Raw genomic sequence first — 17,767 nt, forward strand, 5'->3', positions numbered from 1 at the left:
TTTTAAATTATTGAGTATATTAGAGAACTTATTCTTTAATAAGTTCCCTTTTTAATGATTTAGAATGAACCGCCAATACTAAATTGGAACTGTTCAATATCATCACCATCATATTTTTTAATAGGTTTTGCATAAGAGAATACCAATGGCCCAATCGGTGATTGCCATTGAAACGAAATCCCTGCTGATGCTCTGATTCGGCTTGGATCGCTATAATCTGGAATACCTTGTGTTGATAATGACTTATCCCAATGTGTATCCCAAACACTTGCCGCGTCTACGAATAACGAAGTTCTTACTAAAGTTTGATTCTTATCGCTAACAAACGGTGTCGGCATAATCAACTCAACACTTGCGGTTCCCATTACATTACCACCAACCACATCGTCATCAATACCATCTTTATAACAATTAAAGTCTGTATTAACTTTGTTTCCTACTACCGGCTTACATATATTGGTATCGATATACAATGCATTTGGACCTACAGAACCATAAGAAAATCCTCGCAATGAGCCTATACCACCAGCAGTATAATATTGATAAAACGGTAATTTCTTACCACCAAAACCATTAGCATAGTTAATGCCTGCTCGTCCGGAAATTACCCACGAATTATCTCGATTTAATGGATAATAGCCAACAATATTGGCATTCAATTTATAATATTTGTTATCAGAACCCGGAATACTCACTCTACCACCGATAGTTGCTTTCACCCCTTGAGTCGGGAAGAAACCACGATTCAAGCTGTTGTAAACCCAACCTAAGCTAAAATCAAAATCATCATTGGAGAATTCCCAAGAATCCGCTTTGATAGAGTCAAGATAAAGCGCACGATGATATTCAGGATCGATATCTTTTAATTTATTATGTGCGTAACTTAAACCAAGATAGTAAGAGTTATTTTCATTAACAGGAAAACCTAAAGTAGCATCTACACCATAAGAGGTTTTTGAGTAGGATGCTTGGTCATCATTTTTCGAGTTATCATATTTATCGTAGAAAACACTTCCGCCAAGACTGACACCATCTTTAGTAAAATAAGGCTCGTTATAACCTAATGCGATACTCATACCATAATCATTTTTTGTACCTGATAAACTAGCCGATGCCCCTGTTCCCAAGAAATTATCCTGTTTCACGCTAGCGTTATAACTTAAACCGCTTTCAGTACCGTAACCAATACCGAAGTTGATACTTCCGGTATTCCGCTCTTTTACATTATAGATGACATCCATTTGATCATTAGTGCCATTAACCATTTCTGTGCTGCTTTCAACCGTTTCAAAGAAACCAGTACGCTCTAAACGTAATTTACCTTGTTGAATTGCAGAAAGTGAATACAATGCACCTTCCTGTTGACGCATTTCTTGACGCAATGTTTTATCTGCACTGGCATCATTTCCTTTAAATATGATATTTCGCACATAATAACGACGACCTGCATCCACTACATAAGTCAAATTCACTTTATGATTAGCTTCATCAAATTCCGGTACTAAATTCACTTGTGCTGCGGCATAACTATGATTACCTAAAATATTCTTAATACCATCTTCCACATCTTTAGCGTTATCACCGTTAAACAACTCACCGACATAGATTTTTTTCAACAACGGCTGCATTTCATCTGATAAACCGGCGGTATCACCGACAATACGAACACCGCTCACTTCATATTTATCGCCTTCGGAAACATCAATGGTAATGTTGATGTCTTTCTTGTCTTCGCTAACATCAGTTTTCACATCGATAATATTGAATTTCGGATAACCGTGATTGAGATAGAAAGTTTTTAATGCTTGTAAATCTTTTTGGAATTTTTGTTGATCTAACTTACTGCTAGCAAAGAAATTCCACCAAGACACATCTGGCTGAATTTCCATCTGCTCTAATAAAGTAGAACTATCAAAAGATTTATTTCCTTCAAATTTGATCTGTTTCACCAATGCACGATCACCTTCTACAATCTCTAACTTCACATTAGCTTGATTACCGTTGACGGTATCGACATTAAAATGCACTTTGGCATTATAAAAACCAATAGAATGATAATAATTAACCAGTTCCGTGCTGAATGCGTCCATTTTTTCACGATTCAATAGACTACCTTGTTTAATATTATTAGCATCTAAATTTTGTTGTAATGCGTCTTTTGGAATCGAATCATTGCCAGAAATTTCAAGGCTACTGATCGTAGCCCGTTGAGTTACGTTAACGACTAGTGTATTCCCTTCCTGTGAAGCTTGTACATTAGCAAAAGAACCATTCAAATATAAAGTCCGCACAACATTCGCAATATCTCGATCTGTAATAGTTTGCCCTACTTTAACCGGCAATTGTGCCATAACGGCAGGCTTATTATCCGCCGCTACGCCATCAATACGGATATCTTTTACTACAAACGGTGCAGCAAACGTTGTTGTGCTGCTGAATAATAAAGTGGTTAATAAAAGTTTTTTCATATTGCTTAATCCTGTTGTTCGAATAACAGTAAAATCTCATTTTTTACGGTTGTATTATAAACGCATTATATCATTAAATAATACAAAAACCGTGAGCCATAATAGTAATGCAATCCCAATTCGGTATGCAATATTCTGTATTTTTTCCGATACTGGTCGTTTAGTGATTCCTTCTATTAATAAAAACACTATTTGACCACCATCTAAAACTGGCAATGGAAACAAATTCATCATTCCTAAGTTTACACTGATCAATGCCATAAAACGTAAGAAATAGGTAAAACCATTTTCCGATGATATACCCGCTCCTTGTGCAATCGAAATTGGCCCTCCTAAGCTGTTTAGACCAACCTCACCAGTAAAAAGTTTACCAATAATTTTTAGTGTCGCCCACGACAACTGCTCTACCATTTGCCACGAATGTGAAAATGCGGAAAGCGGATCATACTGCTGCGTTTCAATATATTTTGCATCAACTTGATGTACTGTTGGCATCACACCGATATAAGGCTTTCCTTTTTCGTTTAATTCAGGTTGAATCTTAACTATTTGTGCTTGACCATTTCTTTGAATTGTCAATTCAAAAGGCTGTAATTTATATTGTTGAATTGCTTCAACAAACTGTCGCCAATTCACTTTCTGTCCATTAATTGCCACTATCTGATCACCAACTTTCAAGCCACTTTTTTGTGCCGGAGAATTTTCTGATATTTTAGCAATCACATTTTCAATTTTTGTTGCTTTCGGCTCAATTCCCAATGCCGTCATTGCCGATTGTTCACTTGAATCAAAATGCCAGTTTTCCAAGTGCAACACTTTATTCACAGAATTATCTGATGTGGTATCCCGTAAAGAAATAGTTACGGAAGGTTCCCCCATTTTCGCCGCTAACACTAGATTAACATCTTCCCAGTTATGAATGGCCTGCTGATCAATAGCTGTAATCTGATAATCTTTTGGCAATTTTGCCTGTGCTGCAATAGAGTCAGGACGGATATTATCAATAATAGGACGCAAAGTAGGAATGCCTATCAGATATACGATCCAAAAAGCGAACAGTGCAAATAAAAAATTCGCTAATGACCCAGCGGCATAAATCAGCAGACGATTACGTACAGGTTGATAATTAAATGCCTTTTGACGCAATTCCGGTGCAACAGTTTCATTGCGCTCATCCAACATTTTGACATAGCCACCGAGAGGAATAAGAGAAATAGCAAACTCAGTACCATATTTATCCGTCTTGCGCCATATTACCTTTCCAAAGCCTATGGAAAAACGTTGCACCATTACCCCACATCGTCTAGCTACCCAAAAATGCCCAAATTCGTGTACAAACACGAGAATAGCAATAACAACAATAAATGATAAAGTTGTCCACAAAAATGATGGCATAGCAATCCTTAATTTAAAACAAAGAAAAAGGCACTGAATACAGGCAACGCAGCAGTTAAACTGTCAATACGATCCATAATACCGCCATGTCCCGGAATCAATTGACTACTATCTTTGATGCCGCAATGGCGTTTAAACATACTCTCACTTAAATCGCCAAGAATAGATACAAACACAGTTAATATAGATACTGTAATTAATTGTAGAAATGAGAGATCGCTTTGTTGATAAAAAGGTGTAATGCTAAGAAAAATACAAGCTACCAATGCAGACAATAATACACCACCAATCGCTCCTTGCCACGTTTTCCCCGGAGAAACTTTAGGTGCTAACTTATGTTTACCAAATTTCCTACCGGCAAAATAGGCGCCGGTATCCGCTGCCCAAACCAATAAAAACACATAAAGTAACAATACAATACCTTGATACGGATTGCTGTTGTAATGATAAAAGCGTAATGCCATCAAGCTTAAAAAGAAGGGAACTAAAGTAAAAAATGCAAATAACAGTTGGGCAATGCTAGAATTTCCCCAAAATGCTGTACTTTTCGGATAACTCAACACCAAGCAAAAAGCAATAATCCACCATACCAATGAAGAAACAATCAATAATTCAGACATATTATTCAGAATATTACCAACTGAAATATAATCGCTATTAGCATAAAGAAATAAATAAAGAAATGCCGCAGCAATCGTGGCAATAATCAGGCGAACAATCGGTTGTTTAATATTAGCAAATTGCGTCCATTCCCACACTGCCAAAGTAACCAACAATGCTACAGTACAAGCAAACAGCAATGGAGGAAAAACAAATAATACAATGAAAACAATGGCAACTAATACCAATGCAGACAAAATTCGAGCTTTTAACAAAATAGACTCCTATGATCCTTTTGAAAGGGCTCCGAACCGGCGCTCCCGTTGTTGATAAAAATATAATGCTTGTTCAAACTCTTGCTCTGAAAAATCTGGCCATAAAACTTCTGTAAAATAGAATTCAGCATAAGCCGCTTGCCACAGCAAAAAATTACTGATGCGTTGTTCACCGCTGGTACGGATCAAAAGATCAACCATCGGTTGATTTTCGGTTGTTAAATAATTTGAAAACAGAGATTCATCCACATTTTCCAACTCAATAACGCCACGCTGAACTTCATAACACATATGTTTTGCTGCCTGTAAAATATCCCATCTGCCGCCATAATTAGCAGCAATATTTAGCGTTAATTGGGTGTTATTTTGTGTGAGCTGTTCCGCATAATGAATTCGTTTTTGTAATCCTTCACTGAATCGGGAAATATCGCCAAGAATATTTAATCGAATATTATTCTTATGCAATTTATTCACTTCCAGATCAAGCATTCTAATAAAAAGATCCATTAGTGCATTCACTTCATTCTCTGGCCTCTGCCAATTTTCACTGCTGAATGCATAAAGTGTTAAATATTTGATACCGGTTTGTGCCGCATAATAAACTGCACGTTTAACTGCTTGCGCACCATTTCGATGCCCAAAAACGCGCAATTTACCTTTTTGTTTTGCCCAGCGACCATTACCATCCATAATGATAGCAACGTGCTGAGGAATATTTTCCGGATCTAACGACATTTTTCACCAAATAGACTAATTAAAATCGAGCGACAATATACCACGTGAACTATAGATTAAAAACTTAAAATACGATCATTAGCAACTTCTCTGGCGATTTTATCAACATCTAACACATCATCTACTGAATTAATTGCTTGTGAAGGAATTTTTTCGACAACAAATCGATTGATTTCGGCAATTTGAGTAAATTTAAGTCTTTGTTGTAGAAATGCCTCAACCGCTACCTCATTTGCGGCATTCATTGCTGTTGTTGCATATTGTCCAGCAGCAAATGCTTCAATCGCTAACTTTAAATTAGGATAGCGTTGAAAATCCGCTTCCATAAAAGTTAACTCAGAAATTTTGGTAAAATCTAATGGCGCTACCCCGGAAACAATCCGTTTCGGGTAAGACATCGCTTCAGCAATAGGTGTCCGCATATCTGGAGTACCCATTTGTGCAATAACACTACCGTCAATATAACGTACCATTGAATGAATAATTGATTGCGGATGAATAATAATTTCCATCTGCTCCGCACTCGCATTAAATAACCAACGAGCCTCAATATATTCCAGCCCTTTATTCATCATTGTGGCAGAATCAACAGAGATTTTTGCTCCCATCGACCAATTAGGATGCGCAATAGCCTGTGCTGGAGTAATAGTTTCAAACTCATCCAACGGTTTAGTTCTGAATGGTCCGCCGGAACCGGTTAGCACAATTTTACTAATACCTAAGCGTTGTAATTCACAAAAACCGATATTTTGTTGTGCTTCCACTGGTAATGATTGAAATATCGCATTATGTTCACTGTCCACCGGCAATAATGTTGCACCATATTGTTTTACTGCATTGAGAAAAACCTGTCCGCAAGTTACTAAAGATTCTTTGTTTGCCAACAAAATACGTTTGCCTGCTTTAATTGCCGACAAAGTCGGTAATAATCCTGCCGCACCAACAATTGCCGCCATTACCATATCTGCTTTTTCGTGTGCCGCCAATTCACAAATCGCTTCTTCGCCCGCCAATACTTCTGTCGCACAACCTTGTCGTTTTAATTTTTCCGCTACCTGTTTAGCGGCATCATGGTTTGCTAAAGCAACAAAGAGCGGTTCAAATTCTAAACATTGCTCTGTGATCAGCTCAACATTACTATTGGCAACTAACGCAAAAACCTGATAATCCTTATTTTGTTTAATGACAGAGAGTGTACTTTTCCCGATTGAGCCGGTAGAACCTAAGATAACGATATTTTTCATAATGTTAGATTGATCTGTTAATAGACGTATTTCAATATTGGATAAGCGCTGTAATATTAATCTTATTAGCCAAGTTTAGGAACAATTCCAATCCCGATTTACATATCTGCTAAAATTTTAATAAAAAATAACTGGTACGAGCCGCACCAGTTACTTCATATTGCAATTAGAAATCCATTAATTCTTTTTCTTTTTCTGCTAATGCTTCATCAACTTTCTTCACATAAAGATCTGTTAATTTTTGGATTTCATCCTGTGCCTTACGTTCATCATTTTCACTGATTTCTTTTTCTTTCAATAATGCTTTAATTTTATCATTTGCATCACGACGAATATTACGAACTGCAACGCGCCCTTGTTCCGCTTCAGCTCGAACAATTTTAGTTAAATCACGACGACGCTCTTCTGTTAATGGTGGGAGTGGAACACGAATTATAGTACCTGCAGATGCTGGATTTAATCCCAAATCTGATGCCATAATCGCTTTTTCTACAGCAGAAATAAGGCTACGGTCAAATACAGTGATAGCAAGTGTACGAGCATCTTCAGCCACTACATTCGCTACCTGACGCAAAGGTGTTGCTGCACCATAGTACTCAACGTGAATACCATCCAATAAACTTGGATGAGCGCGTCCGGTACGAATTTTTGAAATTTGATTTTTTAACGCTTCAACACTTTTTTCCATACGTTGTTGCGCTTCATCTTTAATTGTTTTAATCACACTATGTTCCTTTTATTTTGAATGAAATGACAATTTCTGATGTTTTATTTGCAAAATAATCCATAAGGGTTACTGCCTTATGGATTTTGTGCAAATATGAATCCAGTTTTTACTCTTTCAATCCTATTCCCGCCATATAGCGGTTGCCAATTTAGAGGATTGCTTGAATTGTAACGAATGCAAAACGATTTTTAAATCTATTTTTTGTCTGTAATTAATGTACCTTCCGGTTCACCGAGGATAACGCGACGTAATGCACCTGGTTTATTCATATTAAATACACGAATCGGCATTCCGTGATCACGTGCCAATGTAAAGGCAGCCAAATCCATCACTTTTAACTCTTTTTCCAACACTTCCTGATAAGTCAATGTAGAATAAAGTTTAGCATTCGGATTGGTAGCCGGATCACAATCATAAACCCCGTCTACTTTGGTCGCTTTCAATACCACATCTGCTTCAATTTCTATACCACGAAGACAAGCTGCTGAATCAGTAGTAAAGAACGGATTTCCTGTCCCTGCTGAAAAAATAACAACTTGCCCCTGTCTTAATAAACGAATCGCTTGCGCCCAGCTATAAGTATCACACACACCGTTTAATGGAAACGCCGACATCAATTTTGCATTTACATCGGCACGATGTAAGGAATCGCGCATCGCTAAACCATTCATTACAGTCGCCAACATTCCCATATGGTCACCAACAACACGGTTCATACCCGCTTTAGCCAATTTTGCACCACGGAATAAATTCCCCCCACCTAATACAACCGCTACTTGCACACCTAACTCAAGCAAATCTTTAATCTCCATTGCCATACGGTCAAGAATAGAAGGATCAATACCAAAACCCTCTTCTCCTTGCAAAGCTTCGCCACTTAATTTAAGCAAAATACGGTTATAAATCGGTTTTAATTGACTCATTGTGCTTTCCTTTTTTATTTCCAAATAAATTATTTATCATTCTTTTTAATATCACTATAATTTCAAAAATACTAAATAATTTATTTATAAAAAAAGCGAGTTTCCTCGCTTTTTTCACTCATTAATTAGGCTTTTGACATCGCTGCAACTTCTGCTGCGAAATCAGATTCAACCTTCTCAATACCTTCACCTACTTCTAAACGAATGAAGCTAGATACTGTCGCACCTTTTTCTTTTAATAATTCACCAACAGTTTTTGATGGATCCATTACAAATGGTTGACCTGTTAAAGACACTTCGCCGGTAAATTTCTTCATACGGCCTTCTACCATTTTTTCTGCAATTTCACGAGGTTTACCAGATTGCATTGCAATATCAACCTGAATTTGACGTTCGTGAGCAACAACATCTGCTGGAACATCAGAAGGATTTACATATTCAGGACGACTTGCTGCAATGTGCATTGCGATATGTTTCATTAATTCTTCATCCGCATTGCTTGCTGCAACCAATACACCGATTTTCGCTCCATGCAAGTATGAACCGACAGCATCGCCACTGATTGCAGAAACACGACGAATATTCATATTTTCACCGATCTTCGCCACTAATGCAGTACGTTCATCTTCAAAGTGAGCTTTTAATACATCAATATCTGTTACTTTATTTTCTAACGCATAATCAGCAACTTTGTTTGCCAATGCCAAGAATCCTGAATCTTTTGCTACGAAGTCTGTTTCGCAATTCATTTCAACAGCAACACCATAACCATCTTTAATACGAACGATGATTACACCTTCAGCAGCAACACGACCTGCTTTTTTAGCTGCTTTTGCTTGACCTGATTTACGCATATTGTCGATTGCTAATTCGATATCGCCGTTTGCTTCAACAAGTGCTTTTTTACACTCCATCATACCAGCGCCGGTACGTTCACGTAATTCTTTTACTAATGATGCTGTAATTTCAGCCATTTTTAAATCCTCTCTGTCTACTCGACTTATAAAACAGGGAACTTAAAAAAGTCCCCTGCTAACCAGTTAATTTACTGCGGTTAATAAGGGATTTAACCTTATTATATCCCGATACAATTATTCAGCTTTAGCTTCGGCGTCTGCAGCTAATTCTTCAAAAGCTTCTTCAGCTACTGCACCTTGAGCCTGAGCCTTACCTTCTTTAACAGCTTCTGCCGCTGCAGTTAAGTAAAGTTGGATCGCTCTTACTGCGTCATCGTTACCTGGGATCACGTAATCAACGCCATCCGGATCAGAGTTAGTATCAACAATAGCAAATACAGGAATACCAAGGTTATTTGCTTCTTTAATTGCAATATGTTCGTGGTCTGCTGCGATAACGAATAATGCATCAGGTAAACCACCCATATCTTTGATACCGCCAAGACTTAACTCTAATTTTTCCATCTCACGAGTACGCATTAACGCTTCTTTTTTGGTTAATTTATCAAATGTACCGTCTTGAGATTGAGTTTCTAAATCTTTTAAGCGTTTGATTGATTGACGTACTGTTTTCCAGTTAGTCAACATACCACCTAACCAACGGTGGTTTACATAGAATTGTTGGCAATCTAATGCTGCTGCTTGCACCGGATCGGTTGCTGCACGTTTTGTACCAACGAAAAGAATTTTACCGTTATTTTGTGCAATACGTTTTAATTCTTCTAACGCTGCATTAAACATAGGTAAAGTTTTCTCTAAGTTGATGATATGAACACCATTACGAGGTCCAAAAATGAAAGGTTTCATTTTTGGATTCCAATAACGAGTTTGGTGACCGAAATGAACGCCAGCTTGTAGCATCTCACGCATTGTAACTTGTGCCATAATTTTTTCCTTATTCAATTGGGGTTTAGCCTCCACATATCCCTAAACAACCGACCGTTTGGCACCCCGATTGCTAGTGTCGATATGTGTGTGAATTAAAATTAAACCTTTCAAATTTTTACGACAGAAAGGCGGTGCGTTTTATACCACAAAATACAGTAAAAAACCAATATTATTCGGAAATATTTTATGTATTAACCATTAAAATCCATCCAACACCTGCAAAGCATCACTTAATTTTTTAACTGAAAAAACTTGCATATTTTCAATTGTGTTTTTAGGTCGATTAGCAAATGGCACTATTGCTCTGCGAAAACCGTGCTTAGCTGCTTCACTGATACGTTCCTGTCCACTTGGAACAGGGCGAATTTCTCCTGCCAAACCAACTTCACCAAACACCACCAAATCACGCGGAAGAGAGCGATTACGAAAACTAGAGATTAACGCTAATAATAATGCCAAATCCGCACTGGTTTCTGTCACCTTCACGCCACCAACAACATTGACAAAAATATCCTGATCTGCCATTTGTAAACCACCGTGTCGATGAAGCACTGCTAATAATAATGCTACACGGTTATGATCCAATCCAACCGCCACACGTCGAGGATTTGCCAACAAAGAATGATCTACTAATGCCTGAATTTCCACTAAAAGAGGTCGAGTTCCCTCCCATAATACCACTACGGAACTGCCCGGCGTCTGTTCTTCACCACGGCTTAGGAAAATAGCTGATGGATTTTTAACCTCTTTTAATCCCTGTTCTGTCATTCCAAATACACCCAGTTCATTTACTGCACCGAAACGATTTTTTTGGCTGCGAAGTGTACGAAAACGAGAATCTGCTTCTCCTTCTAATAAAATTGAACAGTCGATACAATGTTCCAACACTTTCGGCCCGGCTAATGTACCGTCCTTTGTCACGTGACCTACCATAATAATCGCCACCTGATTCATTTTGGCATAACGCGTTAAATAAGAGGCGCATTCCCTAACTTGAGAAACACTTCCCGGTGAAGATTGAATGTCTGCCAGATGCATTACCTGAATGGAATCAATTACCATTATTTTCGGTTTTATCTGATCAGCTGTGATACAAATTTGCTCGACCGAAGTTTCTGATAACATTTGTAAATTATCCATCGGTAAATTCAGGCGTTTCGCCCTCATTGCCACTTGCTGTAATGATTCCTCACCCGTAACATAGAGAGTCGGCATTGATTGTGCTAAACCGCACATCACTTGTAATAACAATGTACTTTTACCAGCTCCCGGATGTCCACCAATTAAAATTGCACTGCCCGGCACAATGCCACCGCCTAAGACACGATCAAACTCATTAAAACCGCTACTGAAGCGAGGTAATTCCGACAAACTAATATCAGACAATTTTTGTACTTTACTGCCACTTGCTCCGGCATAACCACTAAAGCGATCATTCTTATTATTTGTGGATGCAATCCTTACTTCTGTTATCGTATTCCACGCGTGGCAAGCACTGCATTGCCCCTGCCAACGAGCATATTCCGCACCACAATCATTACATACATAAGCTGTTTTTACTTTTGCCATACTTATTTCAATGTCATTTTTAATAGATTAATCATTTTTTGTAGATATCTTCCTTGAGAAGTTAATTCCACCAGCCGTTTCAATACGATGTGATTATCCTGCTGCTCCACGTGTTGAGCAATAATTTTTCGGATTTGTTGATATACAAATAAGTTTATTTCAATCATTTCTGACGCATCTTCTTTGTCTGAAAATTGTGCAAACAACGCTTCTTGCTCACAACTGTATTGATAAAGCGTGAAGAATAGTCCAATTAATGCTGTTGTTTCCATTTGATTTTGTGATATGAGATCAAGATCGAGTTTTTCTAAATTTTTTAATAATTTCAATTCATATTGAAATAATGCCTTTAATTGCTGCTGTGGTGATTGAAATACCTGTTCAAGAAATTGTCGCCATTCATCGATTGTCATTAGTGTGGCTTTTGGAGTTATTCCAGCTAGTCGATAACCTCTTTCTGCTTTACTAATTTGTCCTAATCGCATTCCATCTAAAAAAAGAAAATGCTGCACAAAATTCAGTACATCCTCTACATTTCCGGATTTTAATTCAAATTCAACCTCACAAATCGGCGCTTTCGCATTATTCGCCTTAATTTCACCCTGATCGATAGCAATTTCCAATTGTGTACCATTACCAGTTTCCAGTAAATAATATTCCCGCTGAAAATCAGTATAAAAAATAGGTTGGAGTGAACGTTGCAATTCCTCATAAGGACGAGCTAATGTCAATTCAGAAAATTGACTAAATAACTTCAAGTCCGGCTGCTGTTGCGATAAACGAACATTATATTCCGGACGCATATGCAATCCACCTTGTGCTGTACCGGCTGTTTTTAAGGTCATCGTATAAACACTATCTTCATTACGAACTCGTAACCCCATTTTTTGTTGTGAAAAAAAATTGTCTTCTGTATCAAAATAACAATTTTGACTATCGGTCTGATAATGTTTTAATAAACGAAAATGACTCAATTCTTGCTTCAAACCATTGATAACTTCTTGATTTGTCGTTAATTTCAATTCTATTTCTTGCATTTTTTCGATTCTCTTACTTAATTTTATCAATTTCGTTACTTTAACAAATTTTGCTATCACTGTATAAAATAAAATCTTGTCAGTAGGAAATAGTCTATTGTAAAATTCGCGCAGCTTTTATCTGGCATTACAGCCAACAAACCCAATTAAGGAGATGTCTATGGCAATCAATAATATTCTTGGTCTATTTGCCCAATCCCCCCTTAAACCATTACAAAAGCATTCCACTAAAGTTAATGAAGCATGTGCAATGTTAGTTCCCTTCTTTGAAGCCTGTTATGCCAATGATTGGGATACTGCACAGCAAATTCGTAATAAAATTTCAGAATTAGAAAAGCAAGCTGATTTATTAAAACGTGAAATTCGTTTAAAACTGCCTCGTGGTATTTTTATGCCTGTCGAACGTGGTGATTTGCTGGAATTAGTCACACAACTGGATAAATTGGCGAACTATGCAAAAGATATTTCAGGTCGTGTAATTGGTCGAAAATTACACGTTCCAGAACAAATTCAAACTGAATTTTTAGCTTATGTACGCCGTAGTTTGGATTCCAGTGATCAAGCTCGTCGAGTAATTGATGAAATGGATCAACTGCTTGAAACCGGCTTCAGAGGACGTGAAGTAAATTTCGTAAACGATATGATCAATGAATTGGATAAAATTGAAGATGATACCGATCATATGCAGATTGTTCTACGTCGCACCCTTCTTGATCTGGAGGCTTCTTATAATCCAATTGATATGATGTTCTTATACAAAATTATCGAATGGGTCGGTGTATTGGCAGATCAAGCACAGCGTGTTGGTTCTCGCATTGAATTAATGTTAGCACGTTCATAATGCAATAATGCGACTTTAATAATTAGGATTCATTATGGAAACATTATCTAATTACAGCACACTGTTAGTTATCTTAACTGCCGTCTTTGGCTTTTTAATGGCATTTGGAATTGGAGCCAATGACGTTTCAAATGCTATGGGAACTTCTGTCGGCTCAAAGGCAATTACACCACGTCAAGCAATTATAATTGCAATTATTTTTGAAGGTGCCGGTGCTTATTTAGCCGGTGGTGAAGTAGCGGAAACCATTAAAGATGGTATTATCGATCCAACACTCTTTATTCATCAACCGGATATTCTGGTGTTAGGAATGATGGGCGCTTTGCTCTCTGCCGGTTTCTGGTTAGTATTAGCTTCTCGCTTAGGTTGGCCAGTTTCCACCACACACACTATTATCGGTGCGATTGTCGGTTTCGCCTGCGTAACCATAGGCAGTGATGCTGTAGAATGGAGCAGTCTATTAGGTATTTTCGGTAGCTGGATTATTACCCCATTTATTGCTGGTATTATTGCTTATCTCATTTTTGTCAGCACGCAAAAATTGATTTTTGATACCGACAGCCCATTATTAAATGCAAAACAGTTTGCACCGTTTTATATGGGTTTAACCATTTTTATCATTTCATTAGTTACCATTAAAAAAGGCTTAAAACATATTGGCTTACATCTCTCTAATGGAGAAACTTTCCTTATTTCATTAGCACTTAGTGTTATCGCCATTATCGGTTGTTTTATCTACTTACGCAGTCAATCTTTTGAAAAGAAAGCCAGTGCCGGCTTCGGTGCGGTAGAAAAAGTATTCCGTATCTTAATGTTATTAACCGCCTGCTCTATGGCATTCGCTCACGGTTCAAATGATGTTGCCAACGCAATTGGTCCACTCTCTGCTGTCGTTTCCATTATTGATCACGGAGGCGTTATTGCCGGCAAAACGACAATGGCGTGGTGGGTATTACCATTAGGTGCGTTGGGTATTATCGCTGGTTTGGCAGTAATGGGGCAACGTGTAATGGAAACGATCGGTACAGGTATTACCGATTTAACACCAAGTCGTGGTTTCGCTGCACAGTTTGCAACAGCAACCACCGTTATTTTAGCATCCGGCACCGGTTTACCAATTTCCACAACACAAACCTTAGTGGGTGCGGTTTTAGGTGTTGGTTTTGCTCGCGGTATCGCAGCATTAAACTTAACCGTTATCCGCAATATTATCTCTTCGTGGATTATTACATTGCCTGCCGGAGCAGTTTTCTCCATTATAATTTTCTATATCCTTAAAGCGATATTATTGTAAAATAATCTCCATAATTGAGGCTAAATATACTAATTAAATATTTAGCCACTTTCTTGTTTTATTACTATTGCTTCAATACACAGAGCAACACATAAAGTATTACACGATAAATTACCCTGATTGGGAAGGATTATGACTTTCCAAAATTAATTAAATTACACCACTATGAGCGACGTGATTTCAACCATTTAGGAGTTATTGATGAAGAAAATTATCTCTCTACTTCTCATCTTACTTGCTTTTTTAGGCATCGGTTTCAGTGCAAATGCAGAAACTCAATATGTATCAGAAAATTTGAATACCTATTTGCGTAAAGGAGCAGGTGATCAATTCAAACTCGTCGGTACAATTAAATCAGGTGAAGCCGTCACTATTTTAAATAAAAAAGATAAATACACTCAAATCAGGGATAGCCGTAATCGTGAAGGTTGGATTTTAACCAGTGAGCTGACGCCAAAGGCAAGTAGTAAAGAACAACTGCCGGTTTTGCAAAAACAGATTGATGAGTTGACGTTAAGACTGAATCGGATTAATAACGACTGGCAACAACGTACCAACGAAATGCAACGTCGAACTCAACAAGCTGAAAAACAGAGCAGCGAATTATTAGAGCAGAATTCTCAACTTAATCGCCAAGTCGAAATTCTAAAAAATAAGAATAAAGATCTTGAAGCAATGTTAGATTCTGAAAAACGCGGTTTGATTATCCGTTGGTTTATTTACGGCGGTTCTGTGCTTGCTGTCGGTTTAATTTTAGGACTGATTATTCCTATGATCATTCCGAGAAGACGTAGAGATCGTTGGTAATGACAGAAGAAATTAAAATCTATTTAGTTGGTGGTGCAGTGCGTGACCGTCTTTTAGGATTACCGGTCAAAGATAGAGATTGGTTGGTCGTTCACGCTACTCCTGAATGGCTATTACACCAAGGCTATATCCAAGTGGGAAAAGATTTTCCGGTTTTCCTCCACCCACAAACAAAAGAAGAATATGCCTTAGCGCGTACTGAACGCAAAAATGGTCGAGGATATACCGGTTTTTATTGTGATTTCTCCCCTGATATTACGTTAGAACAAGATCTAAAACGTCGTGATTTAACCATTAATGCTATTGCTCAAGATACTGACGGCAATTTATATGATCCTTTTCACGGCATTCAGGATCTAAAACAACGTAAATTACGCCATATATCTCCGGCTTTTTGCGAAGATCCATTGCGAATTCTACGTGTTGCTCGTTTTGCAGCACGTTTTTATGCATTTAATTTTACTATTGCGCCGGAAACCATCGATTTAATGAGGTCTATGGTAAAACAGGGAGAATTAGCTGATCTCACCGTTGAACGAATTTGGCTAGAAACTGAAAAAGCATTATTATCGCCACGTTGTGATGTCTATTTTTCAATATTACATAAAATAGGTGCCACTTCATTATTTCCCGAATTTAAATCACTGTTTCAAGGTAAATGCGATTTACTGACACAAAGTTTGAAACGGCTAAATTTATTGTTAGAAGATCAACCCCCTGATCAATCCACACTCTTTCATTTTGTGTTGTTCTGTGCTTTGTTGGTCAGTTCAGAAACATTATCGGCAATACAGCGAAAACAGTTGATAGAAAAGGTGCAACAATTATGCCAACGTTACAAAATACCTAAGCATTACAGCGAATTAGCGAAACTTGCAATGCAGTTTATCTTGCCTTTTTCACAAACAGAACACATCAGTGCCAACGATGTGATAGATTTGCTTGATCAGTTAGACTGCTGGCGCAAACCGCAGAGATTAGAACAACTTAATATTTTATATCGTGCCATATTTACCGATTTTAGTTTGGCACAGGAGAAACAGTGGGAACATTGGTATCAACAAGCGAAAAATGTTGATATTCAACAAATTATTGCGGACGGTTTTCAAAAACAGGCAATCAAAAAAGAGCTATATCGCCGCCGTGTCGCCACCATTTCACAATATATTAACGGATAAAATACTATGTTAAACAATTTAGAATTAGAAACTGCTTTAAATCAATTACTTAACAGCACAAAAATCAATGATTATGCACCGAATGGTTTGCAGATTGAAGGCAACGCTAATATCAACAAAATCGTTACCGGTGTTACCGCTTCACAAGCTTTAATTGACTATGCCATTACTGTCAATGCCGATGCTATTTTGGTTCATCACGGTTATTTTTGGAAAAATGAAAATCCGTGTATCCGTGGAATGAAAGGAAAAAGGATCAAAGCATTACTACAAAATAACATCAATCTATATGCTTATCATCTGCCATTAGACATTCACCCTACTCTTGGTAATAACGCACAACTCGCTCAACTACTCGGTATCGAAAATCTGCAACCTTTAGAAGATAGCCCTTTTTCTATTCCAATGTGGGGAATATTAACTCAACCGATCAGCGGTAAACAATTTGCGCAACGCATTAATCAATGCTTAAAACGTGAATGTTTACATTGTGCCAATCAGCCTAACAAACCGATTCAAAAAATCGGAATTTGTACCGGTGGCGGTCAAGGTTATATCGATTTAGCGGCAAGCAAAGGTTGTGATGCTTTTATCAGCGGCGAAATTTCCGAACAGACCGTGCATTCCGCACGAGAACAAGATATTCAATTCTTTGCTGCCGGTCATCACGCCACCGAACGCTACGGCATTAAAGCACTGGGAGAATGGCTACAACAAAATTACAATATCGAAGTATTGTTTAAAGATATTGATAATCCGGCTTAAAATCCAAATTTTTATACTTCATTTACCTAACAAAGCGTCAAATTAATTTATATCGTCTATCGGTC

At 37.7% G+C, this 17,767-nt stretch carries 16 protein-coding genes; 5 read left to right on the plus strand and 11 right to left on the minus strand.

What is annotated here, in order from left to right; all coding sequences use genetic code 11:
- Window positions 1-59 precede the first annotated feature (59 nt).
- The 11 genes from bamA to P375_RS08505 form a co-directional block, all read right to left on the minus strand.
- Window positions 60-2,468 (minus strand): outer membrane protein assembly factor BamA, encoded by a 2,409-nt coding sequence (bamA, locus tag P375_RS08455; RefSeq protein WP_039136073.1) that lies wholly within the window; start codon window positions 2,466-2,468, stop codon window positions 60-62.
- Window positions 2,469-2,522: 54 nt separating this feature from the next.
- Window positions 2,523-3,863, minus strand: coding sequence for a sigma E protease regulator RseP (rseP, locus tag P375_RS08460; RefSeq protein ID WP_039136075.1), 1,341 nt, complete (start codon window positions 3,861-3,863; stop codon window positions 2,523-2,525).
- Between the two features lie 8 nt (window positions 3,864-3,871).
- The gene (locus tag P375_RS08465) at window positions 3,872-4,738 is read right to left on the minus strand and encodes a CDP-archaeol synthase (protein WP_039136078.1); all 867 of its coding nucleotides are present in this window, start codon (window positions 4,736-4,738) and stop codon (window positions 3,872-3,874) included.
- 9 nt (window positions 4,739-4,747) lie between these two features.
- Window positions 4,748-5,473, minus strand: a complete 726-nt coding sequence (gene uppS / locus P375_RS08470) for a polyprenyl diphosphate synthase (RefSeq protein WP_039136080.1) — start codon at window positions 5,471-5,473, stop codon at window positions 4,748-4,750.
- Window positions 5,474-5,529: 56 nt separating this feature from the next.
- Window positions 5,530-6,717, minus strand: a complete 1,188-nt coding sequence (ispC, locus tag P375_RS08475; protein WP_039136082.1) for a 1-deoxy-D-xylulose-5-phosphate reductoisomerase — start codon at window positions 6,715-6,717, stop codon at window positions 5,530-5,532.
- A gap of 166 nt (window positions 6,718-6,883) precedes the next feature.
- Entirely contained in the window at window positions 6,884-7,441 is a 558-nt protein-coding gene (gene frr, locus P375_RS08480) for a ribosome recycling factor (RefSeq protein WP_021461170.1), read from the minus strand.
- A 197-nt stretch (window positions 7,442-7,638) separates the two neighbouring features.
- Window positions 7,639-8,367, minus strand: a complete 729-nt coding sequence (gene pyrH / locus P375_RS08485; RefSeq protein WP_021461169.1) for a UMP kinase — start codon at window positions 8,365-8,367, stop codon at window positions 7,639-7,641.
- A 125-nt stretch (window positions 8,368-8,492) separates the two neighbouring features.
- Entirely contained in the window at window positions 8,493-9,341 is an 849-nt protein-coding gene (tsf, locus tag P375_RS08490; RefSeq protein WP_021461168.1) for a translation elongation factor Ts, read from the minus strand.
- A 117-nt stretch (window positions 9,342-9,458) separates the two neighbouring features.
- Window positions 9,459-10,208 (minus strand): 30S ribosomal protein S2, encoded by a 750-nt coding sequence (gene rpsB, locus P375_RS08495; protein ID WP_021461167.1) that lies wholly within the window; start codon window positions 10,206-10,208, stop codon window positions 9,459-9,461.
- Between the two features lie 201 nt (window positions 10,209-10,409).
- The gene (radA, locus tag P375_RS08500) at window positions 10,410-11,780 is read right to left on the minus strand and encodes a DNA repair protein RadA (RefSeq protein WP_039136085.1); all 1,371 of its coding nucleotides are present in this window, start codon (window positions 11,778-11,780) and stop codon (window positions 10,410-10,412) included.
- Between the two features lie 2 nt (window positions 11,781-11,782).
- A complete protein-coding gene (locus P375_RS08505) occupies window positions 11,783-12,817 on the minus strand; it encodes an inorganic triphosphatase (protein WP_039136087.1) in 1,035 nt (344 codons plus the stop codon).
- Between the two features lie 160 nt (window positions 12,818-12,977).
- On the opposite strand from P375_RS08505, the gene P375_RS08510 reads away from it, so the two are divergent.
- From P375_RS08510 to P375_RS08530, 5 genes are all read left to right on the plus strand, one after another.
- Window positions 12,978-13,658, plus strand: a complete 681-nt coding sequence (locus P375_RS08510) for a TIGR00153 family protein (RefSeq protein ID WP_039136089.1) — start codon at window positions 12,978-12,980, stop codon at window positions 13,656-13,658.
- Window positions 13,659-13,692: 34 nt separating this feature from the next.
- Window positions 13,693-14,952, plus strand: a complete 1,260-nt coding sequence (locus P375_RS08515; RefSeq protein ID WP_039136091.1) for an inorganic phosphate transporter — start codon at window positions 13,693-13,695, stop codon at window positions 14,950-14,952.
- A 201-nt stretch (window positions 14,953-15,153) separates the two neighbouring features.
- Window positions 15,154-15,759, plus strand: coding sequence for a TIGR04211 family SH3 domain-containing protein (locus tag P375_RS08520; RefSeq protein ID WP_039136094.1), 606 nt, complete (start codon window positions 15,154-15,156; stop codon window positions 15,757-15,759).
- Window positions 15,759-16,937, plus strand: a complete 1,179-nt coding sequence (locus tag P375_RS08525) for a phosphodiesterase (protein ID WP_039136095.1) — start codon at window positions 15,759-15,761, stop codon at window positions 16,935-16,937. The genes P375_RS08520 and P375_RS08525 overlap by 1 nt, the downstream gene beginning before the upstream one ends.
- A 6-nt stretch (window positions 16,938-16,943) precedes the next feature.
- Window positions 16,944-17,702: a Nif3-like dinuclear metal center hexameric protein gene (locus P375_RS08530; protein ID WP_039136097.1), complete on the plus strand. Its 759-nt coding sequence runs from the start codon at window positions 16,944-16,946 to the stop codon at window positions 17,700-17,702.
- Window positions 17,703-17,767: the final 65 nt, after the last annotated feature.

The sequence above is a fragment of the Gallibacterium genomosp. 2 genome, assembly GCF_000771895.1.
Classification (GTDB): domain Bacteria; phylum Pseudomonadota; class Gammaproteobacteria; order Enterobacterales; family Pasteurellaceae; genus Gallibacterium.